Genomic DNA, 24801 nt, shown 5'->3' on the forward strand with positions numbered 1-24801 from the left:
CGCCCGGGAACGCTCGCCTAGCGTCGGGGCATGGACCCTTCCGCGGTCTGGCGGGACCGGCAGCACAAGTGGCGGATCGAGGCGTACCGGGCGCCGGACCTGCGGTTCGCGATCTTCGCCACCAACGGCACCACCGAGTCGGCGCCGCTGTGGCTGTTCGGCATGTCGGCGCTGGCGCGCTGGCTGATGACCCACAAGATCTCCCTCGACGACCTCGAGGTCGACTGACTCCCCGATCGGAGTGGAATAACCGGTTCGCCCCTTCTCGTGGCTGATTCGCCGCTAGCGTCGACGAACGTGAAGGACCGAGGAATGCGGACCGCCCTCACGGTGCTGGCCGGGCTCGCGGTGATCTACTTCGGGACGACCGGCCGTGATCCGGAGGACGGCGAGGGCCTCACCGGCGGCCTCGTCGTCCTCGCCGTGCTCGCCGCCCTGCTGGTGTGGCACCTGACCAAGCCGGGGAACAACGCGGCCAAGTGACACCGCGCGGCTCACCGCTTCGCCGCGCTGGCCACCGCACCGGCCGACTCCTCGCCGAGCGCCACCCGCACCAGCGCCGACGCGAGGCGGCCGAAGTCCGCCTCGGCGACCAGCCCGGCCAGCCGCTCCGGAGCCCGCGGCAGGCCCAGCCGCTCCGCGCCGCTGAGCGCCCGCCGGTCGGCGTACGGGCGCAGGTCCGGCCAGACCACCTGGACCTCGCGCAGGAAGATGTCCGCGCCGGTGGGCCCGATGCCGGGGAACTCGGTCAGCAGGCGGCGCAGCCGGGCGGGCTGCCCCCGCGCCTCCCGGTGCAGCCGGCGCAGGTCGCCGCGCCACCGGTCCAGGCAGAGCCGGGCGCCGGTGCCGAGCATCGTCGCGGTCCGCTCGTCGTAGCGGCGGTAGTGGCCGCGGCCGAGCGCGTCGACGCGGTCCTGCCAGCTGGCCGCCTCCATCGCCTGCGGCGTGCGGTAGCCGGCGGCGAAGAGTTCCCGGGCCGCGGCCACCGCCACGCAGGCCCGGATCCGGGTGCTCAGCAGGGTCGCGAGCACCAGCAGCTGGTAGAGCGGGCCGGGCCGGTCGGCCAGCCGGATCCCGGCCTCCTCGGCGTAGGTCCGCCCGCACCGCTCCAGCAGCGCCCGTGCCGTCCTCCGGTCGTCGCCCACAGCGGCGTGGTACCCGCCCCGCGCCGGCTTAGCCCCGCATGGCGGCGGTGGCGCGGGGTACCCGGGCGGGGAGGCGGCGCACGCCGCCGCCCACCCGGAAGGGAGAAGCCCGTGGTGAACCCGCAGCAGGAGGAGTTCCGGCGCAACAACAAGGGCGCGACCAGCCAGGACAGCAAGGGTCCGAAGCCGACCGGCCACCCGCTCAACCGCGGCTCGTCACGCGCCGACGCGGGGCGTCCGGTGCCCAAGGGGCAGGTGTCCCCGTACGGGCCGGCGGCGGAGCCGGTCGCCGAGGACGAGAGCTGACCCAGCCGTACGCCGCCCGCCCCCGATCCGGGGGCGGGCGGCTCGTGCGACGGGTCAGGCGTGCGGCGAGCGCAGCCGGTTCCAGGTCGCCGCCGCGGACAGGCCGAACGCCAGGTGCGGGATGAGGTCGGACACCCAGTCGACCCGGCTCCAGGTGCGCGGGTCGCTGACGCCGAGCAGCGCGTACGAGCTGTCCGAGATGGTCATCACCCCGCCGCCGAGCACTCCGCCGGCCAGCGCCAGCGGCATCCGCCGGCCGCGGGCCAGCAGCGCGAACGCGACACCGGCGCCGACCCCCAGCGCGTAGCCGAGCAGGGGACCGAGCCCCGAGCGGCGGTTGGCCGCCCGCTGCCCGGACCCGAGGTCGAGGTGCATCAGGTCGGACACCCGCCCGGCGCTCTGCTCCGGGGTGCTGCTCGCCGGGCGGCCCCGCAGTGTCATGTCCAGGTAGGTGACCGCGTTGAGGACCGTACTGCCGACGGCGCCGGCGATCGCGCCGTCGGCCACGACCGCCGCCCTCACCGTGGGTCGCCGGCTTCCCGCTCGCCCTTCGGGCCGTAGATCCGGTCACCGCGGACCACACCTCGCTGTCCCCGGTCCTGCTGCAGGATCCGGTTGGCGACCTCGTCCGCCGTGCTGTCCGACACGCGACGTCCGGAATCGTCGATCGCGTTCCGCATGCGTGCCCGCTGCTTGTCGTACGCGTTGCTGCCCGGCCGTGGTCCTGGCATCACTGCCTCCTCCGGTCGTCCTCGCCGTTGGCGTACCGCGGTCTACCCGTCCGGGCGGCGGCCAACCGTGCCCGGGCGGCTCAGCGTGGGCCGCGGACCACCGCGACCGGGCAGTCGGCGTGGTGCAGCACGGCGTGGCTGACCGAGCCCAGCAGCAGGCCGGTCAGCCCGCCCCGCCCGCGCCCGCCGACCACCAGCAGCTGCGCCTGGCGGGACGCCTCGGTGAGCAGGCGGGCGGCCTTGCCCCGGCCGGCCACCCGGCGGATGGTCACCTCCGGCCAGCGTTCGGCGAGCCCGGCGAGGGATTCGGCGAGCACCCGCTGCTCCTCGTCGCGCAACTCGTTCTCGTCGTACACCAGGGGTTGCAGGTCGCCGGGACCGGTGGAGACCGGGTGCTGGTAGGCGTGCACCGCCATCAGGTCGGTGGCGCGCAGCGCGGCCTCCTCGGCCGCGAACTCCACCGCCAGGCGGGACGCCTCCGACCCGTCGACGCCGACCACCACCGGCCCGTCGGCGCGGTCGTCGCCCCGGGCGACCAGCACCGGGCAGTCGGCGTGGGTGGCGACCTGCACCGCGACGGAACCGAGCACCAGTGCGGCGAATCCGCCCAGGCCCCGGTCGCCCAGGACGATCAGCAGGGCGGCTGGCGACTCGCCGAGCAGCACCGCGGCGGCCTCCCCGTCGATGATCTCGCCGGAGACGCGCAGTCCGGGCACGGTCGCCTCGGCCTCCGCGACCGCCGCCTCGACCAGCTCCTGCGCCTGGTGGCGCAGCCCGGCGCCGGGCGGAGCGCCGGCGGGCGCGTCCACCGGGACGCGCAGCAGGGGCCAGATGAAGCCGTGGACGACGCGCAGCGCCCGGTGCCGGCGGGCCGCCTCGACGGCCGCGAGGCGGACCGCCCGCAGCCCCGGCTCGGAACCGTCCACACCGACCACCACGGCAGCGCTGTCCGCCGAGTTCACCCTGCTCACCCCCGCGGCCAGTATCGCGGTCACGGCCCGGTCGCGGGGCGATACCGACCCGGCCGCCCGCTCGGTACGCTGGCGACGACCACCGGGGAGGGAGCGCCGTCGATGGTTGAGCCGGAGCAGCCGAGCACCGCACGAATGATCGACTACTGGCTCGGCGGGGAGCACCACTTCCCGGTCGACGTCGCCGCGGCGCGCGCCTTCGAGGGCGCGTACGGGCCGTGCGCGCCGGTGTTCCGCGAGTTGCGCGCCTTCCTCGGGCGGGCGGTGCGGGCGATGGCCGCCGCCGGCGTGGACGGATTCCTGGTCTTCGGGGCCGGAGTGCCGACGATGGGCAACGTGCACGAGGCCGCCCCGGAGGCGACCGTGCTCTACACCGACGTCGACCCGGTCACCATCCGGCTGGGCCAGCGCATCCTGGCCGGCAGCGACCGGGCCGGCTACGGCTTCGGTGACGCCACCGACATCGGCACGATCGACCGGGCGCAGCTGCACCGGTTCGTGCCGGGGTGGGGGAGGAGGCCCGTCGGGGTGGTCTTCCTGGGGCTGGCCGCGTTCCTGGACGACCGGACGCTCACCCGCACCCTCGACGAGCTGTACCAGGCGAGCGCGCCGGGCAGCCTGCTCGCGGTGGACTTCGACACCGAGGAGCTGGCGGCGTACCCGCGGGCCCTGGAGATGATGGGGCCGGCCTTCCGGATGCGGCCGCCGGCGGCGTTCCCGCCGTTGCTGGGTCGGTGGACGCCCACCGCCGACGGGATCGTCCCGATCACCCAGTGGCGCCCCGACGGTCCGCCGGCGCCGGTCCCGGACGCCTTCCACGGCGGCGTGGCCCGACGCGGCGACGACTGAGTCCCTTATCCTCAAGCCAGCGTCCTAGGACGCCTTACGCGATGTGGCCCCCGCCACAACGCCACACACGCCCCCAACGGCACACACCGACAACCGGGACGGCGGCGAGACGACGGATATAGTGGCACCGCAACTTGCCCGGCCCGTGATCCCACGTGATCGCGGGCCGCGTCGGAGAGCGGTCCCGGGGCGCGGGGCCGTAGGGGGAGCCGGTGGCAGCCGGCCCGACAGTGCGTACGTCTTCGCGCGCCGGCCGGACCCGGCGGGCGCGCGAGCGCGGCGCGGAGGAGGTTCGGTGTCGCGTCGGCCGGCTCGGGCAGGGCATCCACCAGCCTCCCGCGACCCCGCCGACCAGGTCCTCACCCTGCCGAACCTGATCAGCTTCGTCCGGCTGCTCGGCGTCCCGCTGTTCCTGTACCTGCTCCTCGTGGCGCACGCCGACGTGGCCGCGGTCGTCGTGCTGGCCGTCGGCGGCACCACCGACTGGGTGGACGGCTGGGTCGCCCGCCGGCTGGGCCAGGTGAGCCGCCTCGGCGAGCTGCTCGACCCGCTCGCGGACCGCCTCTACATCCTGGCCACGCTGCTCGCGTTCACCGCCCGCGAGGTGGTGCCGTGGCAGTTCACGGCCGCGCTGCTGGCCCGCGAGCTGCTCCTGCTGGTGTCCCTCGCCGTGCTGCGGCGGTACGGGTACGGTCCGCCGCCGGTGCACTACGTCGGCAAGACCGCGACGTTCCTGCTGCTGGCCGCGTTCCCGATCCTGCTGCTCGCGGTCGCGGTGCCGGCCGCGGCGGACGTCGCCGCGCCGATCGGCTGGGGTCTGGCGTGGTGGGGCCTGGCCCTCTACTGGGTGGCCGGCGCGATGTACGTGGTCCAGGCCCGCCGGCTGGTCGGGGAGGCGGCGCGATGACCGGCACGCCGACGCAGGACCGGGAGCCGGGCACCCGGGTGTACGCGCCGGACTTCCTCACCGAACTGTTCCGCAACCCGCTGGAGCCGGGGTACGCGGACGCAGCCGCGGCCGCCCGCCGGCGGGAGTCGCCTGCGCAGGGGTGGCGTGGGTGGCCGGTCCGCTCGGTCACGCTCGTCGTCCTGGTGGTGCTGGGCTTCCTGTTCGCGGTGGCGTACCGGCAGACGGTGGCGGAGGCGCCGGGGCGCAGCCAGGCCCGGCAGGGGTTGGTGGAGCAGATCAAGCAGCGGGAGAGCGAGACCGACCGGTTGTCGGAGCGGGCGGACCAGCTGCGGGCCGAGGTGGCCCGGCAGCGGGCCGCGGCGCTGGGCGGCTCGGAGGCGGCGCGGCTGCGGACCCTGGAGGCGGGCACCGGCTTGGGCCGGGTACGCGGCGACGGCGTGGTGGTGCGGCTGGCCGACGCCCGGCCGGACGAGGACGCGGCCGATCGCGACGTGGGGGAGGGGCGGGTGCTCTACCTGGATCTGCAGGGCGTGGCGAACGACCTGTGGGCGGCGGGCGCGGAGGCGATCTCGATCAACGGGCAGCGGTTGACGTCGACGTCGACGATCCGGTTCGCGGGACAGGCGATCGTGGTGGACTTCCGGCCGGTGACCGGGCCGTACGAGGTGTCGGCGATCGGTCCGGGCGAGATGCGCAAGCGGTTCGAGCGCAGCGGCAGCGCGCAGACGATGCGGGCGGTCGCCGAGAAGACCGGCCTGTCGTTCGGTGTCCGGGACGCCGAGGACCTCACCCTGCCGGCCGCGCCGGAGCCGCGGCTACGCTACGCCCAGCCGCCGGCCAGTCCGAGTCCGACGCCGTCGGGCGGGTCGGTCAGTCCGGGGGCGTCCGGTTCGGGGACGTCTCCCACCCCCTCCGGAGGTAGTCGATGATCGCGGTGTTGGCGTTGCTCGCGGGTGTCGGGCTGGGTTTGTGGCTCGATCCGACGGTGCCGGCGGCGTTGCAGCCGTACCTGCCGATCGCGGTGGTGGCGGCGTTGGACGCGGTGTTCGGCGGGGTGCGGGCGAAGCTGGACCGGATCTTCGACGACAAGCAGTTCGTGGTGTCGTTCATCTCGAACGTGCTGGTGGCTGCTCTGATCGTCTACCTGGGGGACCAGTTGGGCGTGGGTAGTCAGTTGTCGACCGGTGTGGTGGTCGTGCTGGGGGTGCGGATCTTCGGGAATGTGGCGGCGATCCGCCGGCACCTGTTCCGGGCGTAGGTTTGTGGTGATGAGCAGCGACGAGCACACCGAGACGGGTACGGGATGGCCGCAGCCGGCGGGTCCGCGGCGTCCGTCGGGTCCGGCTGGTGAGCCGGACCCGCGTCCGGACGCGCCGGATCCGGACGAGTTGAGCCCGCTGGCGCCGGAGGCGGAGCCGGAGCGGTCCGTGGAGCCGCCGGCCGGTGCGGACGAGGCCGCGGCGGGGCGATCGGGCGGTGCCGACGAGGCGGCGGCGGAGTCGCGGGGCGGCCCGGCGGGGTCCGGCAAGGGTCGGCGGGGCGTGAGTTCGGCCACGGTGATGATCTCGGTGTTGCTGGCGTTGCTGGGGTTCACGCTGGTGGAGCAGTTGCGGACGACGTCGGCGGATCCGACGACGTCGGCGGCGCGCCAGGAGGATCTGGTGCGGATCCTGTACGACCTGAACGCGCGGGAGGTCCGGCTCCGGCAGGACATCGCGGCGTTGGAGGAGAGCCAGCGGCAGTTGCGTTCGGGTGAGCAGGGCCGGCAGGCGGCCTTGGAGGAGGCGACGCGGCGGGCGGACGAGCTGGGGATCCTGGCGGGGACGTTGCCGGCGACGGGTCCGGGGCTGTCGGTGCGGTTCGAGCCGGGTGGCGGGAACCCGATCAAGGCGCTGCGGGTGTTGGACGCGGTGCAGGAGCTGCGCGGCGCCGGCGCGGAGGCGATGCAGATCTCCGGTGGTGACCGGGCGACGGTGCGGATCGTCGCGTCGACGTTTTTCCTGGACGGGGAGAACGGGTCGTTGATCGTGGACGGGCGGCGGTTGACGGGTCCGTACACGATCACGGTGATCGGGGATCCGGCGACGATGCGTACGGCGTTGAACATTCCCGGCGGGGTGGTCGCGACGGTCGCGGGCGACGGCGGTACGGTGATCGTTGAGGATCGTGAGGCTGCCGAGGTTTCGGCGCTGCACGCGCCGATCAAGCTGGAACACGCCGACCCGGTCTCCTGACCGGCGCGGCCGCGCCGGTCTCCTGTCGGGGCCGGCGCACCGATGGATGAAGGACGCGTCTGGTGATTCCTGAGGATCTGCGGTATACCGCCGAGCACGAGTGGGTTGCGGGTGGCGGCGACGGTGCGGTGCGGGTCGGTATCACGCACTTCGCGCAGGACGCGCTGGGTGACATCGTGTACGTCCAGCTGCCCGAGGCGGGCTCGGTGGTGGCCGCTGGTGAGTCGTTGGGTGAGATCGAGTCGACCAAGAGCGTGTCGGAGATCTACGCCCCGGTCAGTGGGACGGTGTCGGCGCGCAACGAGGCGTTGGGCGACACCCCGGAGGTGATCAACACTGATCCGTACGGTGCGGGTTGGTTGGTGGAGATCACGCCGGATGATCCGGCTGCGGTGGACGCCCTGCTGTCGGCGGGCGCGTATCGCGAGCTCACCGAGAGCTGAGTGTGCCCTTGCCGGTGCGGCGGTTGGTTCCGCGCGTCCGGTTGCCCTGCATTTCGGCGCTGGCTAGGCTCGCCCAGTCGACCGAGAACCCGATAGTTGAGCGTTGCGGAATTGCCTTCCCGGGCACGGGGAGCCAGCCGCCGGGTGAAGAGACTGCCCGGCGGCCAGACCCGCCATTACCCGACGCCGACCGAACAGATCCGTGAGGTGGTCCCATGACGCGCCCAGACGACGAGTTCCCCCCGCTCGACGTCACTTCGACGCTCAATCTCGGTTCGCTCGACGAGGTCCTGGAGGGGCCGGACACCGATGTGGTGCCGAGCCGGATGTCCGGTTCGTTGCCGCCGGGGATGGCGCTGCTGGTGGTCCGGCGGGGTCCGAACGCGGGTGCCCGGTTCCTGTTGGATCACGACGTGACGACCAGTGGGCGGCATCCCGACAGTGACATCTTCCTCGACGACGTGACGGTGTCGCGGCGGCACGCGGAGTTCCACCGGGACGGTCGGACGTTCACGGTGCGTGACGTTGGGAGCCTGAACGGGACGTACGTGAACCGGGAGCGGGTCGAGGCGGCCACGTTGAGCAATGGTGACGAGGTGCAGATCGGCAAGTTCCGGTTGGTGTTCATCGCGGGTCCGCGTCCGGAGGAGGAGGCCGGCCGGGGGTGAACGAGCCTGCGGCCTCCGCCGCGCCGGGGTCGGCCCGTACCCAGCCGTTGATGAGCATCGGCGAGGTGCTGGCCCAGTTGCGGGTGGATTTTCCGGATACGACGTTGTCGAAGCTGCGGTTCCTCGAGGCCGAGGGTCTGGTGGAGCCGCAGCGGACGGCGTCGGGGTACCGGAAGTACAGCTGGGACGATGTGGCGCGGCTGCGGTTCGTGTTGACCGCGCAGCGGGACCAGTATCTGCCGTTGCGGGTGATCCGTGAGCAGTTGGCGGAGTGGGACGCGACGGACGGGCCGTCGGGTCGGTCGCGGCCGACGTTGGTGGCGGTGGGTCCCGGTGGTGAGGTTCCGGGGCGCGACGCGGAGGCCGAGTCGCCGGAGGTGCGGCTGGGCCGGGCTGAGCTGGTGGCGCGCAGTGGTGTCGACGAGTCGACGTTGGCGGAGTTGGAGCGGCTCGGTGTGCTGGTGTCGGATCCGCCGGGCTGGTACGACGGGGATGCGTTGATCATCGCGCGGGCGGTGGCGGGTCTGGCGGCGTACGGGTTGGAGCCGCGGCATCTGCGGGGGTACCGGACGGCGGCGGACCGTGAGGTGGGTCTGTTCGCGCAGTTGGTGGCGCCGTTGGCGCGGCAGAGTGATCCGGCGGCGCGGGCGCGTGCGGCGGAGACGGCGCGGGAGTTGGTGGCGTTGTCGCAGCAGCTGCATGCGGCGTTGGTGCGGGTGGGGCTGCGGTCGACGTTGGGTCGGTGACGTGCCGGTGCGGAAAGATCTGCCTGGGGAAGCGTGCCGTAGGCTTGCCGGGGTAACCCCTTTCTGGCGCGGGCGTGGCGCTTGCAGCGCTTGGGACGGCCGTGTCGCGGTCCGTGTACCGTGCAGGAAGGGTGCGGTGCGGCGTAGGTGACAACGACACGGAGGCGGCGGTGCGCGAGCTGAGCGTGGTCGGGGTTCGGGTGGAGCTGCCGAGCAACCAGCCGATCGTCCTGCTCAGGGAGGTCGAGGGGGACCGCTATCTGCCGATCTGGATCGGTGCGGTCGAGGCGACGGCGATCGCCTACGAGCAGCAGGGGGTCAAGCCGGCGCGGCCGTTGACTCATGATCTTCTTCGGGATGTGTTGGCGGCGTTGAAGGCGCCGTTGCGGGCGGTGGAGATCACCGAGCTGAAGGAGAACGTGTTCTACGCGGATCTGTTGATCGGTGACGGGTTGCGGGTCTCGGCGCGGCCGAGTGACTCCATCGCGTTGGCGTTGCGGGTGGGTGCGCCCATTCGTTGTGCCGACGAGGTTCTCAGTGAGGCCGGGATCGTGATTCCGGATGAGCAGGAGGACGAGGTGGAGAAGTTCCGCGAGTTCCTGGAGCAGGTGCGCCCGGAGGATTTCGCCGGTTGACCCGCGCCCCTGGCGTGGTCACGGAGCGTGACGGCCGGTGTGGGCGTGTGGTGCCCGCGGCGTGTCGTGGCTGTTGTTCCCCGGTAACCGTCCGGTGCGGCGTTAGGGTTGCCGTATCGAGGGGTGCGCGTTGCGGAATCGGCGCGTCACCGCACGGCGGGGAGGTTGTCCGATGCAGGAGCCGCGGGATCCCGGTTCGGGTTCGGAGCAGGGCGCGTCGGTGGCGACGGACGGTGACGGCGCGGTGGGCTACCGGGGTGTGACGGCGTGCCAGGCGGTGGGCATCAGTTACCGGCAGTTGGACTACTGGGCTCGGACGTCGCTGGTGGTGCCGAGTGTGCGGGACGCGTCGGGTTCGGGGACGCAGCGGTTGTACTCGTTCCGGGACCTGGTGGTGCTGAAGGTGGTCAAGCGGCTGCTGGACGCCGGGGTGTCGTTGCAGAACATCCGTAAGGCGATCGAGGCGTTGCGGTCGCGTGGGGTGGCGGATCTCGCGGGCATCACGTTGATCTCCGATGGGACGACGGTGTACGAGTGCCGGTCGCCGGAGGAGGTGGTCGACCTGCTGCAGGGCGGCCAGGGGGTGTTCGGCATCGCGATCGGTGGCGCGTTCAAGGAGATCCAGGGTTCGTTGTCGCATCTGCCGGCGGAGCCGGCGGGTCAGGAGCCGGCTCCGCCGGCGGCGGCGTCGGCGGACGTGGTGGGTGACGAGTTGGCGGCGCGTCGGGCGCGGCGGCGGGCTGGCTGAGGGTCGGCTCGGGCCGGGGTTTCCGGCGGTCGGCGGGGCGTGCCGGGCGGGCGTCGCGGGTTGCGACGCGCCGACGCGTTACGAGATCTTGTGATTACTCTGGGTTGTTGCTGCCGTGTGGTGGCGGATGTGGTGTGTTCGGGTGCCGGCGGGGCCGTCCCGGCCCGGACAGCGGTGGCCGGCGATGGCTGGAGTCGGTGCTGCGCACCGGTTCGACGGCCGAGTCCTCGCGATGTGCTGTTCATGGGAATGTCACGCCCATTGTGGAAATTTGCCATGCTCCGGAACGGACTGTGTCCGGCTACTGACTGACCGTCGATATTGGATCATGCTTTGATTACCGTCCGTGTTGGAGTGTTGTCGGGAATCCGATAGGGCGGCGGTGACCGGAACGTCGCAACGCGCTATCGTCCCCTTCGCGCCTCCCGGCGACGGAGTCACCGCGAGGCTCCGCCGGGGCGGGCGTACCCGGTGTGCGCGCCGACCCCAGCGCGCGCGATCCCCTGCCACTTGCGGAAGGAACCGACCGTGACGGTTACCGAAGAGACCGCCCCCACCTCCCACTACGAACGCATCGGCGGCGCCAGCTCGGTGAAGGCGGCCGTGGAGCTGTTCTACGACAAGGTCCTGGCCGACCCGGAGCTGGCCGGCTACTTCACCGATGTGGACATGACGGCGCAGCGGCGGCACCTGGCGTTGATGCTGACCGTGGTGCTGGGCGGGCCGAACGAGTACGCCGGGCGGGGCCTGGCGGAGGCGCACCAGCCGCTGAACATCCCGGCGGCGCACTACGCGAAGGTCGGCGGGCACCTCGCCGCGACGCTGACCGAGCTGGGCGTGCCGGCCGACATCATCGCCGACGTGCGGGCCGTGCTGGCCCAGGTGCAGGACCAGGTGGTGGCCGCCGGGACCCGGACGGGCGCCTGAGCGTGGACGCCGCCCGGCTCAAGCAGAGCTGGTCCCTGGTCGCCGCGCACGGCGACCAGGTGCCGCTCTACTTCTACTCGACGCTGTTCCTGGCGCATCCGGAGACCCGGCAGATGTTCCCGACCAACATGGCGGGTCAGCGGGACCGGCTCGTGACGGCGCTGGGGCACATCGTGTCGCACGTGGACCAGGTGGACCGGCTGGTCGGGTTCCTCACCGACCTCGGCGCCGACCACCGGAAGTTCGCCGTGCGCGCGGAGCACTACCCGGCGGTGGGTGAGGCGCTGCTGGCCACCTTGCGGCACTTCCTCGGCGACCAGTGGACCGACGAGCTGGCCCAGGACTGGGCGGACGCCTACGGGCTGGTCGCGAAGGTGATGACCGAGGGCGCGCAGGCCGCGGAGACGGTGAACCCGCCGTGGTGGGTGGCGGAGATCGTCGGCCACGAGCGGCGGGCGTTCGACGTGGCGGTGCTGACGTTGCGCCCGCAGTACCTGCTGCCGTTCACTCCCGGCCAGTCGATCGGGGCGTCGCACCCGGCGGTGCGGTCGTGGCGGTACTACTCGCCGGCGAACGCGCCCCGCGCCGACGGGACGCTGGAGCTGCACGTGCGCGCCGCGCCGGGCGGGGCGGTGTCCTCGCGCCTGGTGTACGGGTGCACGACCGGTGACCAGATCCACCTGTCGGCGCCGGTGGGTGACCGGCTCACGTTGGCCTCGGCGGGTTCGGCGGATCTGCTGCTACTGGCCGGCGGCACCGGATGGGCGCCGGTGAAGGCGCTCGTGGAGCAGGTCGCGGCGGAGGGGTCCCGGCGGCGGGTCGACCTGTACGTGGGCGCCCGCTCGCGGATGGAGCTCTACGACAGCGACGCGATCGACAAGCTGGCGTCGTCGTACCCGTGGCTGTCGGTGACCTATGTGGTGGGCAGCGACCCGGCGCGGCCGGGGGAGATCACGTACCCGGTGGACCGGGCGCTGGCCGACGGTGACTGGCGGTCCCGGCACGTGTTCGTGTGCGGTTCGGACAACCTGGTGGCGCACGCGATGACCACGCTGGACCGCGCCGGTTACCACGCCGGGCAGCTGCACCACGAGGGTTTGGGCAAGCACTGGTACGGCCCGTCGTGGCGGACGGCCGTGCAGGCGGCGTCCACCGCTGACAATTCCGGAGGGTTAGGGTGACGGCGAGTCCGATCAGCAGGTACGACGGCAAGCACGTGTCCAGTGGCGTGCAGGTGCGGATCACGGCGGACCGGGTGCGGCGGTGGGAGTTCGGTACCGCGCCGTTCACCCGCCGCGGCTACGACAACGCCGACGTGGACCGGTTCCGGGTCCAGGTGGCCGACGAGTTGGATCTGCTGTCGTCGCAGATCGCGCACCTGCGGGCGGAGAACGAGCGGCTCAACAACCACCTGGAGCTGCACCGGCACGGGGTGCTGCCGAGCGCGCCGACGGCGTCGGCGATGCCGGCGACCAAGGAGGTCAACCTGCTGTCGGCGGCGCAGCGGGAGGCGGAGCAGATCATCGCTCAGGCCCACGACTACGCCCGGCGGGTCGCCGAGTACGCCCGGACGCAGTACGAGAGTTACGTGCGGGCCGCGGCGGAGGAGGCTCGGCAGGAGGCGGAGCGGGCGGTGCAGGACTACCGGGCGTCCGCCGGGGCGAGCTTCGACGACTCGGTGGCGGCCCGGGAGGCGCTGCGCATCTACGGGGAGATGATGATCTCGCACATGCAGGCGGCGGCGCGGCATCTCGACGACGGCAGCGAGCACCTGGCGCGCACGATGCAGCGGTTGGCGCAGGACGCCGCCGGGGCGGCGCCGGTGGGCGCGGGCGCCGGGCAGGGTGCGCTGCCGCGCCACGGTCAGCGCTGAGCCCGCCCCGGCCAGCGTCGGCCGACCTGCGGCGGTCCGGGGTCGACGGTCTGCCGCGGGCGGCCGGTCAGGCCGGCGCGACGGCGCGCAGGGCCTCGGCGACAGGGGTCTCGCCGCCCACCAGTTCCAGGGTCAGCCCGGCGGTGGCGGGCGCCGCGAGCAGGGCGACCAGGACGCGGGCGACGTCGGCGCGGGTGACCGCCCCGCGGGGCACGTGGCGGGCGAGGGTGATCCGGCCGGTGGGTTCGTCGTCGGTGAGCCGGCCGGGCCGCAGCACCGTGGTGTCCAGGTCGCGGCCGGTGAGGTCGTCCTCGGCGGCCTTCTTGGCCCGCAGGTACGCCGCCCACACCTCGTCGGTGCCGGGCGCGGGTGGCTGCTCCACGCCCATCGACGACACCAGCAGGTAGCGGCGCACCCCGGCGGCCTGGGCGGCGTCGGCGAGCAGCACGGCGGCACCCCGGTCGACGGTGTCCTTGCGGGCGGCGCCGCTGCCCGGCCCGGCCCCGGCGGCGAAGACGACCGCGTCGGCGCCGGCCAGGTGGGCGGCGACCGTGTCGACGTCGGCGTGTTCCAGGTCGCACACCACCGGGTGGGCGCCGGCCGCGGAGAGGGCGGCGGCGTGCTCCGGGTTGCGGATCAGGCCGACGGCGACGTCGCCGCGGCCGGCGAGTTCGCGTTCCAGCAGTCGGGCGATCTTGCCGTGGCCTCCGGCGATGACGACGCGCATACCGTCGAACCTACCGGGCCGCCGGCCCCGGGCGGGTGGCGCTCGTCGGTCGGCAGTGGCCACGGCTCACCTGGCGGCGTGCGCTCCCGGGGCGGACACCGGTCGTGCCGCGACGCCGTCGTCAGCCCGGCACGGCGACCATGGTGCCGGCCGGGGCCCGCCGGTTCATCAGCTGCCAGGTGCGCCGGCGGAGCAGTGGGTCCAGGGTGACCAGCAGGTACACCGTCCCCACCACCAGGATGCCGCCGGTGGCGCCGAGCGTCGACGCGAGCACACCGCCCACCAGCCCACCGAGCGGGATGCCGGCCCAGGCCAGGCCGCCGACCGTGCCGAGGACCCGGGCCCGCAGGCCGGCGGGGATGCGTTCGAACTCGGCGGCGGCCAGCAACGGATTGATGGCTCCGATCAGGATCCCGCCGGCGAGCGCGACGCCCGCGACGACGGGCAGCCCGACCGGCAGCGCCAGCACGAAGATCCGGGGGACGGCGCCGAGCAGGAACGCCACCGTGTACGTGCGCCATCGGGGCAGGCGGGCGCCGTAGCCGGACACGAGCAGGGACCCCACGAAGGCTCCGCCGCTCAGCGCGCCGAGCACGAGCCCGATGGGTGCGGCGTCCTGGTAGCGCTCGGTCGCCCACACCGGCAGGAGCACCGCGGTCAGTGCCTGGTCGAGCAGGTTGGTCAGCAGCACCATCGCGACGATCGCCCGCAGCAGCGGGTCACGCCGGACGAAGCGCAGCCCGGCTTTGAGGTCGGCGACGTAGCCGCCGGCCCGGTGCTTCGCCTCGGCCGCCTCGGCCGTGGGTGTCCGGGCCCCGACCAGCGTCGCCACCAGTACGGCGGCGAGCAGGAAGGTGGCCGCGTCGAGGGCGATGACCGCGGGCGCGCCGACCAGCACGATCAGCGTTGCGCCCAGCGGCGCGCCGATCAGCGACCCGAGACGCCCGACGCTGTCGGCCAGCCCGGCGGCGCGTTCGTTGCTCCAGCCGGCGGCGGCGGCGACGTCGGGCACCATCGCGTACTTGGCGTTGTCCGACGGTCCGCGGAACAGTCCGACCACTCCGACCAGCACGAGCAGGACCGGATAGCTGAGCAGGCCGACGGCGTACAGCAGCGGCACCACGCCGAGCGCCAGCCCGGCGATCAGGTCACCGTCGACGCTGGCCGTCCGCGGCCCCAGGCGGTCGACCAGCGGTGCGCCGAGTACGCGTGCCGCGACCAGGGCAGCCATCTCCACGAAGGCGGTGACGCCGGTCAGCAGGGCGTCGCCGGTGGTCTGCAACACGAACCACGGCACCGCCACGACGGACATGCGCGTGCCGGCGACCGAGACCGCCTTGGCGACGAGGAGCCCGTACGCGGACCGCTGCCTCACCGTCGGTCCGTGCCCTCGGTGCCGGACGGTTCGCCGGTCGGGGGAGCGGGCGATTCGGCGGCGGGCGCGGACCGCGTCGCCACCAGCGCGTCGAGCTGGCCGCGCCGCGGGAAGATCTGGAACTGCGTGGTCATCGCGACGCGCTCGGCCCCGTCGCCGGCCCGTGCTTCCGCCTGCTGCCGGTACCGCACCAGCAGGGCCATCATCTCGCCGGCGAGCTGCTCGGCCTCCTCGGCGGTCAGGCTCGCCGTGAGGTCGCTCATGCTGGTCGCCCGTACCCACTGCGGGGGCCAGTCGGCCAGCTCGGTGATGGACCGCTCGACGTTCTCCGCGTACATCCGCGCGACGGTGCGCAGGTAGGCCTCGCCGAGTGCCCGCTCCGGCGCGTCCCGGTCGGGAGCGTCGAACCAGGTCGAGCGGTGCACGGCGCGCCAGAAGCGTTCGCGGCCGCGGCCCAGTTCCGGCGCGTCGGTGACGAAGCCGTGGGCGGCCAGCGTGCGGAGGTGGTAGCTGGTCGCGGCACTGGACTCGCCGAGCCGGGCGGCCAGCTGCGTTGCCGTCTGCGGCCCCTCGTGGCGCAGCGAGCCGAGCAGCCGCAGGCGCAGCGGATGGGCCACCCCGCGCAGCGTTCGCGCGTCGAGGACCACGTCCCGCGTGGGGTCGTACCCGGGGCCGGTAACCATGAATGCAAACGTAGCTTTGCAAAGATTTCTTTGCAACAGGTTGGTGGCACGACCGTCCGGCGGTGGGCGTGGAGGCCGGTGTTGGGGCAGCATGGGCGGGTGAGTGAACGGGTGGAGATGCTGGCCGAGCTGACGGCCGGCGGTGGCGTGGTGGTGCTCAGCGGGGCCGGCCTGTCCACCGAGTCGGGTATCCCGGACTACCGGGGGCCGAGCGGGGCGGCCCGCCGGCACACGCCGATGACGTACCAGACGTTCACCCGCGACGCGCAGGCCCGGCGCCGCTACTGGGCGCGCAGCCACGTCGGGTGGCGCACGATCGCCCGGGCGGCCCCCAACGACGGGCACCTCGCGGTGACCCGGCTGCAGCGCGCCGGCCTGGTCGACGGGATCGTCACCCAGAACGTCGACGGCCTGCACACGGCCGCCGGTGGCGAGCGGGTGGTGGAGCTGCACGGCCGGCTCGACGAGGTGACCTGCCTGGACTGCGGCAACGGCACCTCCCGGGAGGAGCTGCACCGGCGGTTGTCCGAGGCCAACCCGGGTTTCGACGCGCGGGCGGTGGCGGTCAACCCCGACGGCGACGTCGACCTCGACGAGGAGGCGGTGGCCCGGTTCCGGATCGTCGACTGCACGCTCTGCGGCACGGGCATGCTCAAACCGGACGTGGTGTTCTTCGGCGAGACGGTCCCGCCGGCCCGGGTCGCCCGGTGCTTCGCGATGGTGGAGGCCGCCCGGCTGCTGCTGGTGCTCGGCTCGTCGTTGACGGTGATGTCGGGGCGGCGGTTCGTGCTCCGCGCGGCGAAACTGGGCATCCCGGTGGCGATCGTCAACCAGGGCCCGACCCGCGGCGACGCGTACGCGGCCCTGACGGTGGACGCGCCGCTGGGCGCGCTGCTGCCGGCCCTCGCCGACCGGGTGTGCCCCGCCGCGCCGGTCGCGGCACCGCCGGTCGCGGTGTGAGCCGGGCCGCGATCAGGTCGCCGGTGGCGCCGCGAACCGCACGTGACCGGGCGCGGCCCTCATGCCTTCTCGAGCACGATCAACCGGTACTCCAGCCACCGCCGCGACAGTCCGGCCTGCAACGCCGACCCGCCGATCATGTTGGCCCAGAACGGCAGCTCGAGCAGCCGGTCGCGAAGCCGTGGCGCCACGGCGGTGGCGCCCACGGCCAGCTTGACCAGGCGGTCGCGTGGTCGACCGAGGCGCACGTACGACGTGAGATCCAGGTCCTCGACCAGACGCAGGCCGGCGCGCTCAGACATGGCGACCAGCTCGCCCACGGTGTGCAGACTCCCGATCCGCCAGCCGGCGCGGAACTGGTCGAGACAGCGATCGCGAGCGGCGAGCCCGCGATCCTTGTCGGTCACCCAGTCGTCGCACACGATGAGGCGGCCTCCCGGGCGCAGCCGATCCACCAGGGACGGGAGCAGGTGCTCCAGCGACGGCGAGTGAACGAGCGCCTCCACGGCGACCATGGCGTCGTAGTGCGGTTGCGCGGGCAGTTCGGCGAAATCGGCGCAGATCACCTGGCAGCGGTCGGTCAGTCCGTCGCGGGCGAACCGTTTCGCTGCGATCTCGGCCTGCACCCGGCTGATGGTCACCCCGCAGATGAACCCGTCCACCTCGCGGGCCAGGCGCACCATCGTCGCGCCCACGCCACAGCCGAGGTCGAGCACCCTCGCGCCGCCCGCCGGGACGTGCCCGCGCACCCGCTCGATCAGCAGGCGGTTGACGGTGTCCATGGCCTCCGCCGCGCTCGTGACATCCGGCGTCCACACACCGCGGTGGATGGCGTCACTGCCCGGGCTCTCGGCGACCAGGAGGAACCGGCGCGTGTTGTCGTCGTAGTAGTCGGCGACGCGGCCGACGTGACCGGATGCGGCGCGCTCAGGTCGCGAACTCATCGACGCAAGTTATCACGGTGGCCCTCCGGCCCCCGGCGGGTCGCCCGCACCCGTGGGTCGGATCGAGCCGGCGCCGAGGGGACGACATCCGCGGAAACGCGCGCGCTGGTAGCGTTGACCATGCCGGTAGCACCCGCGTGGGAGAGACCGCCCGGAAACACCCGGACGGCGCCGAAGGGGCAAATCCTCCCCGGAACCTCTCAGGCAAAAGGACCTCGTGGGCAGGCACTGTGGAGCACCCACGGGTGCGACAGAGGGGGAGGCCGACCTGTCGACCTCGCCCCCGGAGGCGCCGCCCATGACCGCAGAGCAGTTCGCCGCCCGCCACATCGGCCCCGGCCCGGACGACGAGCGCCGGATGCTGGAGACCGTCGGTTACGGCTCGATCGACGAGCTGATGGACGCGGCGATCCCCGAGGTGATCCGCTGGCACGGCACCCTCGACCTGCCCGAGCCGGCCAGCGAGCACGACGCCCTCACCGAGCTGCGGGCCCTGGCCGCCCGCAACACCGTCGCCGTGTCCATGATCGGCCTCGGCTACCACGGCACGCACACCCCGGCCGTGATCCGCCGCAACGTGCTGGAGAACCCGGCCTGGTACACCGCGTACACGCCGTACCAACCGGAGATCAGCCAGGGCCGGCTCGAGGCGCTGCTGAACTTCCAGACCATGGTCACCGACCTGACCGGGCTGGCCACCGCGAACGCCTCCATGCTCGACGAGGGCACCGCCGCGGCCGAGGCGATGACCCTCGCCCGCCGCGCGGCCAAGAGCAGGAGCAACGTGTACGTGGTCGACGCGGACACGCTGCCGCAGACCGTCGCCGTGCTCAACGGGCGGGCCGAGCCGCTGGGCATCGACGTGCGCGTGGTCGACCTGGACAGCGCAGAGCTGCCGGGCGAGTTCTTCGGCCTGCACGTGCAGTACCCTGGCGCCTCCGGGGCGGTCCGCGACCACGCGGGCCTGGTCGAGGCCGCCCACGCCGCCGGCGCGCTGGTGACCGTCGCCGCGGACCTGCTGGCGCTGACCCTGCTGCGCCCGCCCGGGGAGATCGGCGCGGACATCGCCGCCGGCACCACCCAGCGCTTCGGCGTACCGATGGGGTTCGGCGGGCCGCACGCCGGCTACCTGGCGGTGCGCGCCGGCCTGGAGCGGATGCTGCCCGGCCGGCTCGTCGGCGTGTCCCGCGACGCCGACGGCAACCCCGCGTACCGGCTGGCGCTGCAGACCCGCGAGCAGCACATCCGGCGGGAGAGGGCGACCAGCAACATCTGCACCGCGCAGGTGCTGCTCGCCGTGATGGCCGGCATGTACGCCGTCTACCACGGCCCGGACGGGCTGCGGGAGATCGCGACGCGTACCCACGCCATGGCGGCGCGGCTCGCGGCCGGGCTGCGCGCCGGGGGCGTGGCCGTCGCGGACGTCGCGTTCTTCGACACCGTCACCGCGGCCGTGCCCGGCCGGGCCGCCGACGTGGTCGCCGCCGCCGCGGCGCGCGGGGTGAACCTGCGGCTGGTCGACGCCGACCGGGTCGGCGTCTCCTGCGACGAGACCACCACGACGGCGCACCTGGAGCAGGTGTGGGCGGCGTTCGGGGTGGCGGCGTTCACCGCGGATGTGGACGCGGCGCTGCCGGCCGCCCTGTCCCGCACGTCCGACTTCCTCACCCACCCGGTGTTCCGCAGCCACCACTCGGAGACGGCGATGCTGCGCTACCTGCGGCGGCTGGCCGACTTCGACTACGCCCTGGACCGGGGCATGATCCCGCTCGGTTCGTGCACGATGAAGCTCAACGCGACCACCGAGATGGAGCCGGTCAGCTGGGCGCAGTTCGCGCACATCCACCCGTTCGCGCCCGAGTCGCAGACCGCCGGGTACCGGGAGATGATCGCCCAGCTGGGGCGCTGGCTGGCCGAGCTGACCGGCTACGACGCGGTCAGCGTGCAGCCCAACGCCGGCTCGCAGGGCGAACTGGCCGGTCTGCTGGCCATCCGGGCGTGGCACCGGTCCCGCGGCGAGGGGCACCGGGACGTGTGCCTGATCCCGTCGTCGGCGCACGGCACCAACGCCGCCTCCGCGGTCATGGCCGGCATGCGGGTGGTGGTCGTCGGCTGCGACACCGACGGCAACGTCGACCTGGTCGACCTCGACGCGAAGATCGACAAGCATCGGGACGCGCTCGCGGCGATCATGGTGACCTACCCGTCGACGCACGGCGTGTACGAGACGGGCATCGCGCAGCTGTGCGCGAAGGTCCACGAGGCGGGCGGGCAGGTGTACGTCGACGGGGCGAACCTCAACGCGCTGGTCGGGTTCGCCAAGCCCGGCAAGTTTGGGGCGGACGTGTCGCACCTGAACCTGCACAAGACGTTCTGCATTCCGCACGGCGGCGGCGGGCCCGGGGTGGGCCCGGTGGCGGTGCGGGCGCACCTGGCGCCGTTCCTGCCCGGTGACCCGCTCGCCGGCGAGCCGGGCCGCCCGGCGATCTCGGCGGCGCGGTACGGGTCGGCGGGGATCCTGCCGATCCCGTGGGCGTACCTGCGGATGATGGGCGCGGCCGGGCTGACCCGGGCGACCGGGGTGGCGGTGCTCGCCGCCAACTACGTGGCGGCGCGGCTGCGTGGGCACTATCCGGTGCTGTACGCGGGCAACAAGGGCCTGGTGGCCCACGAGTGCATCCTGGACCTGCGGCCGGTGACGAAGGCGACCGGCGTGAGCGTGGACGACGTGGCCAAGCGGTTGATCGACTACGGGTTCCACGCGCCGACGATGTCGTTCCCGGTGGCGGGCACGCTGATGGTGGAGCCCACGGAGAGTGAGGACCTCGCCGAGCTGGACCGCTTCTGCGACGCGATGATCGCGATCCGGGCGGAGATCGACAAGGTGGGGTCGGGGGAGTGGCCGGCGGGCGACAACCCCCTGGCCAACGCACCGCACACCGCGGCGATGGTGTCCGGTGACGAGTGGCCGCACCCGTACCCGCGGTCGGTGGGCGCCTACCCGGCCGGGGTGGCGCGGGCGGGCAAGTACTGGCCGCCGGTGCGGCGCATCGACGGCGCGTACGGCGACCGGAATCTGGTCTGCTCCTGCCCGGCGCCGGAGGCCTTCGAGGATTGAGCGGCGGTCGCCGGGGCGCTGTCGCGGGCGCCCCGGCCGGTCGGGTCGGCTCCGGGCGCCCCGGACCGGGGGACTAGCCTGGGGCCGACGTTGACGGGTGTGTGACGCAGCGTGCGCGTCTCAGGCGACGAGGGCGTGGCGGGCGGGGCCGCGGTGCGGGGCGATGGTTCGCCCGTCCGGGAGCAGCTCACCGGTGTCCTCGAAGAGGATGACGCCGTTGCAGAGCAGGCTCCAGCCCTGTTCAGGGAAGCAGGCGATCGCTCTGGCGGCGTCCCGATCGGTCGCTTCGGCGGAGGGGCAGGTGGGTTGGTGCTGGCACATCGGGTTCTCCGGACTGTGGGGGCGCTGTGTCATGGTTCACATGACCAGTGACGCACAGTACCAAGCGAAAGCGACCAACATCGAGCAGGTGCGCGCGTGCGGTACGCGAATTCCACTGAACGGATGAGGCGGATCGGACCGGACGGCGTGGAAACGCTCCCACGGATAGTGGTCGATGCGCCGGGCGCCCCGGCCGGATGCCGGCGCGTCCTGGCCGAGCGGGACCGGTGGGAGTGGCGGCCCGCCGACGGCGGGGACCCGGCGCTGCTGGCCCAGCGGTTCCTCGCCGAGCACGGCCTCGCCCTGGACGACCTGGCCCGCCCGGCCCCGGCGCACGACACGCAGGGCGTGTGCGGGGCCGCCCTCTACGTCTCCGCCGGCGCCGGCGCGCTGCTCGCCGGCGGCGCGGCGGGCGCACCCACCCCCGCGCCGGCGCTGCCCGAGGTCGCCGTCGTCGTCTACGACCACCGGCCCCGACCCGCGTCCGGCGGGTCCGCGCGGCAGGGCGGCGGCTGGTGGCTCGGCGACTTCGTCGAGAGCTGGACCGCGGCGCAGCACGCCGACGCCGTGCGCGCCGTCCGCGACGCCATCGGCCGCGGCGACGTCTACCAGGTCAACCTCGTCGGGCACGCCGCCGCCCGCTACGGCGGCGACCCGCTGCCCGCCCTCGCCCGCCTCGGCACGCTGCCCGGCGCCCGCTACGGCGGTGTCCTCACCGGCGACGGCTGGGCGATCGGCTGCGCCTCCCCGGAGACCCTGGTCGAGGTGACCGGTGGTCAGGTGATCACCCGGCCGATCAAGGGCACCCGACCGGCGACCGCCGCCGGCCGCGCAGAGCTGCTCGCCTCGGCCAAGGAACGCGCCGAGCACGTCATGATCGTCGATTTGGAACGCAACGACCTGGCCCGCGTCGCCCGTACCGGCAGCGTCCGCGTCGACGAGTTGTTCGCGGTACGGCGCTGGTGCGACCTGTGGCAGGCCGAGTCGACCGTGTCCGCATCGGTCGACGACGGTCTGGGCCTGGCCGAGCTGCTGCGCGCGGTCTGTCCCGGCGGGTCGGTCACCGGCGCGCCGAAGCTCGCCGCCCTGGACCGGATCGCCGCCCTGGAGCCGGTCGGTCGCGGGGCCAGCATGGGCGCGCTCGGCTGGGTCGCCCCGGGGCGCGTCGACCTGGGCCTGACCATCCGCACCGCCGCCGCCGACGCCGACCGGCTGCACGTGTGGGCCGGCGGCGGCATCACCTGGGGCAGCGACCCCGACGCCGAGGTCGCCGAGGCGGCGGCGAAGGCGGGCCCGCTGCGCGCCGCCCTGGCCGCCGGCTGACCGGGCGGCCAGGAGGCCGGCGCGCGGCTGCCTGGCGCTCAGGGTGTGGCGGCGAACCCGGCCAGTGCGGCGCGGACGCGGTCGGCAGGTCGAGCGGCGCTCGGCGCGGGGGGAGGTCGTCGCTGAACCGCGAGTTTCCGCCGGCTGGACGCGAGCCGTGTCGCCTGTGGAACTGATGTCGTCGACGGATCGGCCGGCGGCCCGGCCGTGACGACGTGGACGAGTCAGTTCCACAGCGCGTGCGGGAGCTTGCCACGCGGTGAGGCCAGCGGTTCGCGCGGGACGCCGGTCGGCGTCAGCGGTTCGCGCGGGACGCCGGTCGGCATCAGCGGGACAGGCGGCGGTAGCGGCGTACCGACAGGGGCAGGAAGACCGCGATCAGCAGCAGCGGCCAGGCGACCGCGAGGCCCAGCGCGTGCTGCGCGGCGAACGAGTCGCCGCCCCAGCCGGGATTGCCGAACAACTCCCGGCAGGCCGCGACGGTCGCCGACAGCGGATTCCACTGCGCGACCGCCGCGAGCCACCCGGGCATGGTGTCGGGGGCGACGAACGCGTTCGAGGTGAACCCGACCGGCCAGACCAGGATCTGCAGCGCCACCACCGACTCGGGACGGCGCAGCACCAGCGCCAGGTGGATCCCGACCCAGATCAGCGCGACCCGCAGCAGCAGGAGCAGCCCGACCGCGGCCGCCGCGTGCGCCAGGCCGTCGTGCCACCGCCAGCCGACGGCCAGCCCGCAGGCGAGCACCACGGCCAGGGCGAGCACCGAGTGCAGCAGGTCCGCGGTGGCCCGGCCGGTCACCACCGCCGACGGCGCCATCGGCAGGGACCGGAACCGGTCGGTCACCCCCCGGGCGGTGTCGGTGGCCGCCGCGGTGTAGGTGGTCTCGATGCCGAAGGCCATCGTCATGGCGAACATGCCCGGCAGCAGGAACTCCCGGTGGTCGCCGCCGCCGGGCACGCTCATCGCGCCGCCGAACAGATAGGCGAACATCAGCACCAGCAGCACCGGGAACAGCAGCCCGACCAGCACCTCGACGGGCTGGCGGCCCCAGTGCGCCAGCGTCCGGACGGTGAGCACGAGACTGTCGGAGACGGCCCAGCGCAGCCGCCGGGCGGCGCGGACGCTCACCGGGTCACCTTTCGTCGCGTTCCGGCGGTGTCGGCGGCGGTGAGCCGCAGGTACACCTCGTCGAGGGTGGGTCGGCGCACCGCGACGTCGGCGGCGCTCAGACCGGTGTCGTCCAGGGCCCGCAGCACGGCGGCCAACGCGCTCACCCGGTGCGTGACGGGAACGCTGAGCCGCAGCGCCGCCGCGTCGACGCGCGGGGCGGCGCCGGTGGCCGCGCCGACGACGCGTACCGCCCGGTCCAGGTCCTCGGGACGCGACAGCACGACGTCCACCCGGTCGCCGCCGAGGGCGGTCTTGAGCTGCTCCGGCGAGCCGGACGCGAGCACCCGTCCCCGGTCGATCACGCGCAGCGTGTCGGCCAGTTGGTCGGCCTCCTCCAGGTACTGGGTGGTGAGCAGCACGGTCGTGCCGGCGGCGGCGAGCCGGCGCACCACGTCCCACACCTGGGCGCGGGCCCGCGGGTCCAGCCCGGTGGTGGGTTCGTCGAGGAACAGCACCGGCGGGTCGAGGATCAGCCCGGCGGCCAGGTCGAGGCGCCGGCGCATCCCGCCGGAGTACGTGCCGACCGGGCGGTCGGCGGCGTCGAGCAGGTCGAACCGGTCCAGCAGCTGCGCGGCCCGCGCCCGGGCCCGCGCCGCGGACAGGTGGTGCAGGCGCCCGAACAGCACCAGGTTCTGCCGGCCGCTGAGCACCTCGTCCACCGCGGCGTGCTGGCCGACCAGGCCGATGCGTTCGCGGACCCGCCGCGGGTGGCGCGCCACGTCGGCGCCGGCGACGACGGCCCGGCCCGCGTCGGGTCGCAGCAGGGTGGCCAGGACCCGCACCGTGGTGGTCTTGCCGGCCCCGTTGGGCCCGAGCAGCCCGCACACGCCGCCGGCCGGGACCGTGAGGTCCAGCCCGTCGAGCGCGGTGGCCTCCCCGTAGCGTTTGCGCAGCCCCTCGGCCTCGATCGCCGCCGTTTCGTCCGCCATCTCGTGACCTCCCCGGCCCCACCTGCCCGTACGCCGTACCGTACAACATACGGTACGGCGG

The 24801-nt window shown here is 73.8% G+C and carries 30 protein-coding genes and 1 riboswitch; of the genes, 19 read left to right on the plus strand and 11 right to left on the minus strand.

The features are described from left to right. Positions 1 to 30 precede the first annotated feature (30 nt). Together EV376_RS19945 and EV376_RS19950 are read left to right on the plus strand one after the other, a co-directional pair. The gene (locus EV376_RS19945; RefSeq protein WP_089000292.1) at positions 31 to 228 is read left to right on the plus strand and encodes a hypothetical protein; all 198 of its coding nucleotides are present in this window, start codon (positions 31 to 33) and stop codon (positions 226 to 228) included. An 84-nt stretch (positions 229 to 312) separates the two neighbouring features. Then, on the plus strand, positions 313 to 483 hold the full coding sequence (locus tag EV376_RS19950; RefSeq protein WP_130325416.1) for an amidophosphoribosyltransferase: 171 nt from the start codon (positions 313 to 315) through the stop codon (positions 481 to 483). 11 nt (positions 484 to 494) lie between these two features. Here the strand turns inward: EV376_RS19950 and EV376_RS19955 are convergent, their stop codons facing one another. Further along, entirely contained in the window at positions 495 to 1145 is a 651-nt protein-coding gene (locus tag EV376_RS19955) for a hypothetical protein (protein ID WP_130325418.1), read from the minus strand. A gap of 114 nt (positions 1146 to 1259) precedes the next feature. Here EV376_RS19955 and EV376_RS19960 point away from each other — a divergent pair, with 114 nt between their 5' ends. After that, on the plus strand, positions 1260 to 1451 hold the full coding sequence (locus tag EV376_RS19960) for a hypothetical protein (RefSeq protein ID WP_486482717.1): 192 nt from the start codon (positions 1260 to 1262) through the stop codon (positions 1449 to 1451). Positions 1452 to 1505: 54 nt separating this feature from the next. Here the strand turns inward: EV376_RS19960 and EV376_RS19965 are convergent, their stop codons facing one another. The 3 genes from EV376_RS19965 to EV376_RS19975 form a co-directional block, all read right to left on the minus strand. Continuing rightward, on the minus strand, positions 1506 to 1973 hold the full coding sequence (locus EV376_RS19965; RefSeq protein ID WP_130325422.1) for a hypothetical protein: 468 nt from the start codon (positions 1971 to 1973) through the stop codon (positions 1506 to 1508). Further along, positions 1970 to 2182, minus strand: coding sequence for a phosphatidylethanolamine-binding protein (locus EV376_RS19970; protein ID WP_130325424.1), 213 nt, complete (start codon positions 2180 to 2182; stop codon positions 1970 to 1972). The genes EV376_RS19965 and EV376_RS19970 overlap by 4 nt, the downstream gene beginning before the upstream one ends. Positions 2183 to 2262: 80 nt before the next feature. Next, positions 2263 to 3144 carry a universal stress protein gene (locus tag EV376_RS19975; protein WP_130325426.1) on the minus strand — a complete coding sequence of 294 codons (882 nt, stop codon included), beginning with the start codon at positions 3142 to 3144 and terminating at the stop codon, positions 2263 to 2265. A 111-nt stretch (positions 3145 to 3255) separates the two neighbouring features. On the opposite strand from EV376_RS19975, the gene EV376_RS19980 reads away from it, so the two are divergent. The 13 genes from EV376_RS19980 to EV376_RS20040 all read left to right on the plus strand — a co-directional run bounded on the left by EV376_RS19980 (position 3256) and on the right by EV376_RS20040 (position 13186). Then, complete coding sequence (locus tag EV376_RS19980; RefSeq protein ID WP_130325428.1) at positions 3256 to 4002, plus strand: SAM-dependent methyltransferase; 747 nt, start codon at positions 3256 to 3258, stop codon at positions 4000 to 4002. A gap of 295 nt (positions 4003 to 4297) precedes the next feature. Beyond that, positions 4298 to 4909, plus strand: a complete 612-nt coding sequence (clsA, locus tag EV376_RS19985) for a cardiolipin synthase ClsA (RefSeq protein ID WP_130325430.1) — start codon at positions 4298 to 4300, stop codon at positions 4907 to 4909. Then, a complete protein-coding gene (locus tag EV376_RS19990; RefSeq protein WP_130325432.1) occupies positions 4906 to 5841 on the plus strand; it encodes a DUF881 domain-containing protein in 936 nt (311 codons plus the stop codon). Before clsA ends, EV376_RS19990 begins: the two co-directional genes overlap by 4 nt. Continuing rightward, positions 5838 to 6170 (plus strand): small basic family protein, encoded by a 333-nt coding sequence (locus EV376_RS19995; protein ID WP_130325434.1) that lies wholly within the window; start codon positions 5838 to 5840, stop codon positions 6168 to 6170. The genes EV376_RS19990 and EV376_RS19995 overlap by 4 nt, the downstream gene beginning before the upstream one ends. Positions 6171 to 6180: 10 nt before the next feature. After that, positions 6181 to 7146, plus strand: coding sequence for a DUF881 domain-containing protein (locus EV376_RS20000; protein ID WP_130325436.1), 966 nt, complete (start codon positions 6181 to 6183; stop codon positions 7144 to 7146). A 62-nt stretch (positions 7147 to 7208) separates the two neighbouring features. Further along, positions 7209 to 7589, plus strand: coding sequence for a glycine cleavage system protein GcvH (gcvH, locus tag EV376_RS20005; protein ID WP_130325438.1), 381 nt, complete (start codon positions 7209 to 7211; stop codon positions 7587 to 7589). Positions 7590 to 7804: 215 nt separating this feature from the next. Next, entirely contained in the window at positions 7805 to 8257 is a 453-nt protein-coding gene (gene odhI / locus EV376_RS20010) for an oxoglutarate dehydrogenase inhibitor Odhl (protein WP_130325440.1), read from the plus strand. 50 nt (positions 8258 to 8307) lie between these two features. Then, entirely contained in the window at positions 8308 to 9003 is a 696-nt protein-coding gene (ftsR, locus tag EV376_RS20015; RefSeq protein ID WP_207228577.1) for a transcriptional regulator FtsR, read from the plus strand. A 170-nt stretch (positions 9004 to 9173) separates the two neighbouring features. Beyond that, positions 9174 to 9638: a bifunctional nuclease family protein gene (locus tag EV376_RS20020; protein WP_130325444.1), complete on the plus strand. Its 465-nt coding sequence runs from the start codon at positions 9174 to 9176 to the stop codon at positions 9636 to 9638. Positions 9639 to 9810: 172 nt separating this feature from the next. After that, the gene (locus tag EV376_RS20025) at positions 9811 to 10386 is read left to right on the plus strand and encodes a MerR family transcriptional regulator (RefSeq protein WP_130325446.1); all 576 of its coding nucleotides are present in this window, start codon (positions 9811 to 9813) and stop codon (positions 10384 to 10386) included. A 528-nt stretch (positions 10387 to 10914) separates the two neighbouring features. Continuing rightward, positions 10915 to 11313 carry a group I truncated hemoglobin gene (locus tag EV376_RS20030; protein ID WP_130325448.1) on the plus strand — a complete coding sequence of 133 codons (399 nt, stop codon included), beginning with the start codon at positions 10915 to 10917 and terminating at the stop codon, positions 11311 to 11313. Between the two features lie 2 nt (positions 11314 to 11315). After that, complete coding sequence (locus EV376_RS20035) at positions 11316 to 12494, plus strand: globin domain-containing protein (protein ID WP_130325450.1); 1179 nt, start codon at positions 11316 to 11318, stop codon at positions 12492 to 12494. Beyond that, the gene (locus tag EV376_RS20040; RefSeq protein ID WP_130325452.1) at positions 12491 to 13186 is read left to right on the plus strand and encodes a DivIVA domain-containing protein; all 696 of its coding nucleotides are present in this window, start codon (positions 12491 to 12493) and stop codon (positions 13184 to 13186) included. The genes EV376_RS20035 and EV376_RS20040 overlap by 4 nt, the downstream gene beginning before the upstream one ends. Before the next feature lie 67 nt (positions 13187 to 13253). Here EV376_RS20040 and EV376_RS20045 read toward each other — a convergent pair whose 3' ends face one another. From EV376_RS20045 to EV376_RS20055, 3 genes are all read right to left on the minus strand, one after another. Further along, positions 13254 to 13913 (minus strand): SDR family oxidoreductase, encoded by a 660-nt coding sequence (locus EV376_RS20045; protein WP_130325454.1) that lies wholly within the window; start codon positions 13911 to 13913, stop codon positions 13254 to 13256. Positions 13914 to 14034: 121 nt separating this feature from the next. Beyond that, positions 14035 to 15288: an MFS transporter gene (locus EV376_RS20050; protein ID WP_130325456.1), complete on the minus strand. Its 1254-nt coding sequence runs from the start codon at positions 15286 to 15288 to the stop codon at positions 14035 to 14037. Beyond that, positions 15285 to 15971 carry a winged helix-turn-helix domain-containing protein gene (locus EV376_RS20055; protein ID WP_130325458.1) on the minus strand — a complete coding sequence of 229 codons (687 nt, stop codon included), beginning with the start codon at positions 15969 to 15971 and terminating at the stop codon, positions 15285 to 15287. Before EV376_RS20055 ends, EV376_RS20050 begins: the two co-directional genes overlap by 4 nt. Positions 15972 to 16088: 117 nt before the next feature. Between EV376_RS20055 and EV376_RS20060 the strand changes: the two genes are divergently transcribed. Beyond that, entirely contained in the window at positions 16089 to 16931 is an 843-nt protein-coding gene (locus tag EV376_RS20060; RefSeq protein ID WP_130328761.1) for an NAD-dependent protein deacetylase, read from the plus strand. Positions 16932 to 16990: 59 nt separating this feature from the next. Here the strand turns inward: EV376_RS20060 and EV376_RS20065 are convergent, their stop codons facing one another. Further along, positions 16991 to 17875 carry a methyltransferase domain-containing protein gene (locus EV376_RS20065; protein ID WP_130325460.1) on the minus strand — a complete coding sequence of 295 codons (885 nt, stop codon included), beginning with the start codon at positions 17873 to 17875 and terminating at the stop codon, positions 16991 to 16993. 128 nt (positions 17876 to 18003) lie between these two features. Beyond that, positions 18004 to 18101, plus strand: a riboswitch (glycine riboswitch). A 72-nt stretch (positions 18102 to 18173) separates the two neighbouring features. Here EV376_RS20065 and gcvP point away from each other — a divergent pair. After that, positions 18174 to 20993, plus strand: a complete 2820-nt coding sequence (gene gcvP / locus EV376_RS20070; RefSeq protein WP_130325462.1) for an aminomethyl-transferring glycine dehydrogenase — start codon at positions 18174 to 18176, stop codon at positions 20991 to 20993. 120 nt (positions 20994 to 21113) lie between these two features. On the opposite strand, the gene EV376_RS20075 is transcribed toward gcvP, so the two are convergent. After that, entirely contained in the window at positions 21114 to 21314 is a 201-nt protein-coding gene (locus EV376_RS20075; RefSeq protein ID WP_130328762.1) for a DUF5999 family protein, read from the minus strand. Between the two features lie 123 nt (positions 21315 to 21437). Between EV376_RS20075 and EV376_RS20080 the strand changes: the two genes are divergently transcribed. Then, a complete protein-coding gene (locus EV376_RS20080) occupies positions 21438 to 22637 on the plus strand; it encodes a chorismate-binding protein (protein ID WP_130325464.1) in 1200 nt (399 codons plus the stop codon). A 325-nt stretch (positions 22638 to 22962) separates the two neighbouring features. Here EV376_RS20080 and EV376_RS20085 read toward each other — a convergent pair whose 3' ends face one another. After that, a complete protein-coding gene (locus EV376_RS20085) occupies positions 22963 to 23769 on the minus strand; it encodes an ABC transporter permease (RefSeq protein WP_130325466.1) in 807 nt (268 codons plus the stop codon). Then, positions 23766 to 24740, minus strand: coding sequence for an ATP-binding cassette domain-containing protein (locus EV376_RS20090; RefSeq protein ID WP_130325468.1), 975 nt, complete (start codon positions 24738 to 24740; stop codon positions 23766 to 23768). The genes EV376_RS20085 and EV376_RS20090 overlap by 4 nt, the downstream gene beginning before the upstream one ends. Between the last annotated feature and the right edge of the window lie 61 nt (positions 24741 to 24801).

The organism is Micromonospora sp. CNZ295, assembly GCF_004217535.1.

What these genes read in the sequence shown, in the direction of transcription:
- EV376_RS20090 (WP_130325468.1), bottom strand. Translation starts at nt 24,740, where the DNA reads ATGGCGGACGAAACGGCGGCGATCGAGGCCGAGGGGCTGCGCAAACGC.
- ftsR (WP_207228577.1), top strand. Translation starts at nt 8,308, where the DNA reads ATGAGCATCGGCGAGGTGCTGGCCCAGTTGCGGGTGGATTTTCCGGAT.
- gcvP (WP_130325462.1), top strand. Translation starts at nt 18,174, where the DNA reads ATGACCGCAGAGCAGTTCGCCGCCCGCCACATCGGCCCCGGCCCGGAC.
- EV376_RS20025 (WP_130325446.1), top strand. Translation starts at nt 9,811, where the DNA reads ATGCAGGAGCCGCGGGATCCCGGTTCGGGTTCGGAGCAGGGCGCGTCG.
- EV376_RS20075 (WP_130328762.1), bottom strand. Translation starts at nt 21,314, where the DNA reads ATGTGCCAGCACCAACCCACCTGCCCCTCCGCCGAAGCGACCGATCGG.
- EV376_RS19995 (WP_130325434.1), top strand. Translation starts at nt 5,838, where the DNA reads ATGATCGCGGTGTTGGCGTTGCTCGCGGGTGTCGGGCTGGGTTTGTGG.
- EV376_RS20000 (WP_130325436.1), top strand. Translation starts at nt 6,181, where the DNA reads ATGAGCAGCGACGAGCACACCGAGACGGGTACGGGATGGCCGCAGCCG.
- EV376_RS20045 (WP_130325454.1), bottom strand. Translation starts at nt 13,913, where the DNA reads ATGCGCGTCGTCATCGCCGGAGGCCACGGCAAGATCGCCCGACTGCTG.
- odhI (WP_130325440.1), top strand. Translation starts at nt 7,805, where the DNA reads ATGACGCGCCCAGACGACGAGTTCCCCCCGCTCGACGTCACTTCGACG.
- EV376_RS20055 (WP_130325458.1), bottom strand. Translation starts at nt 15,971, where the DNA reads ATGGTTACCGGCCCCGGGTACGACCCCACGCGGGACGTGGTCCTCGAC.
- EV376_RS19950 (WP_130325416.1), top strand. Translation starts at nt 313, where the DNA reads ATGCGGACCGCCCTCACGGTGCTGGCCGGGCTCGCGGTGATCTACTTC.
- EV376_RS20065 (WP_130325460.1), bottom strand. Translation starts at nt 17,875, where the DNA reads ATGAGTTCGCGACCTGAGCGCGCCGCATCCGGTCACGTCGGCCGCGTC.
- EV376_RS19980 (WP_130325428.1), top strand. Translation starts at nt 3,256, where the DNA reads ATGGTTGAGCCGGAGCAGCCGAGCACCGCACGAATGATCGACTACTGG.
- EV376_RS19990 (WP_130325432.1), top strand. Translation starts at nt 4,906, where the DNA reads ATGACCGGCACGCCGACGCAGGACCGGGAGCCGGGCACCCGGGTGTAC.
- EV376_RS19970 (WP_130325424.1), bottom strand. Translation starts at nt 2,182, where the DNA reads ATGCCAGGACCACGGCCGGGCAGCAACGCGTACGACAAGCAGCGGGCA.
- EV376_RS20060 (WP_130328761.1), top strand. Translation starts at nt 16,089, where the DNA reads ATGCTGGCCGAGCTGACGGCCGGCGGTGGCGTGGTGGTGCTCAGCGGG.
- EV376_RS20080 (WP_130325464.1), top strand. Translation starts at nt 21,438, where the DNA reads ATGAGGCGGATCGGACCGGACGGCGTGGAAACGCTCCCACGGATAGTG.
- EV376_RS19945 (WP_089000292.1), top strand. Translation starts at nt 31, where the DNA reads ATGGACCCTTCCGCGGTCTGGCGGGACCGGCAGCACAAGTGGCGGATC.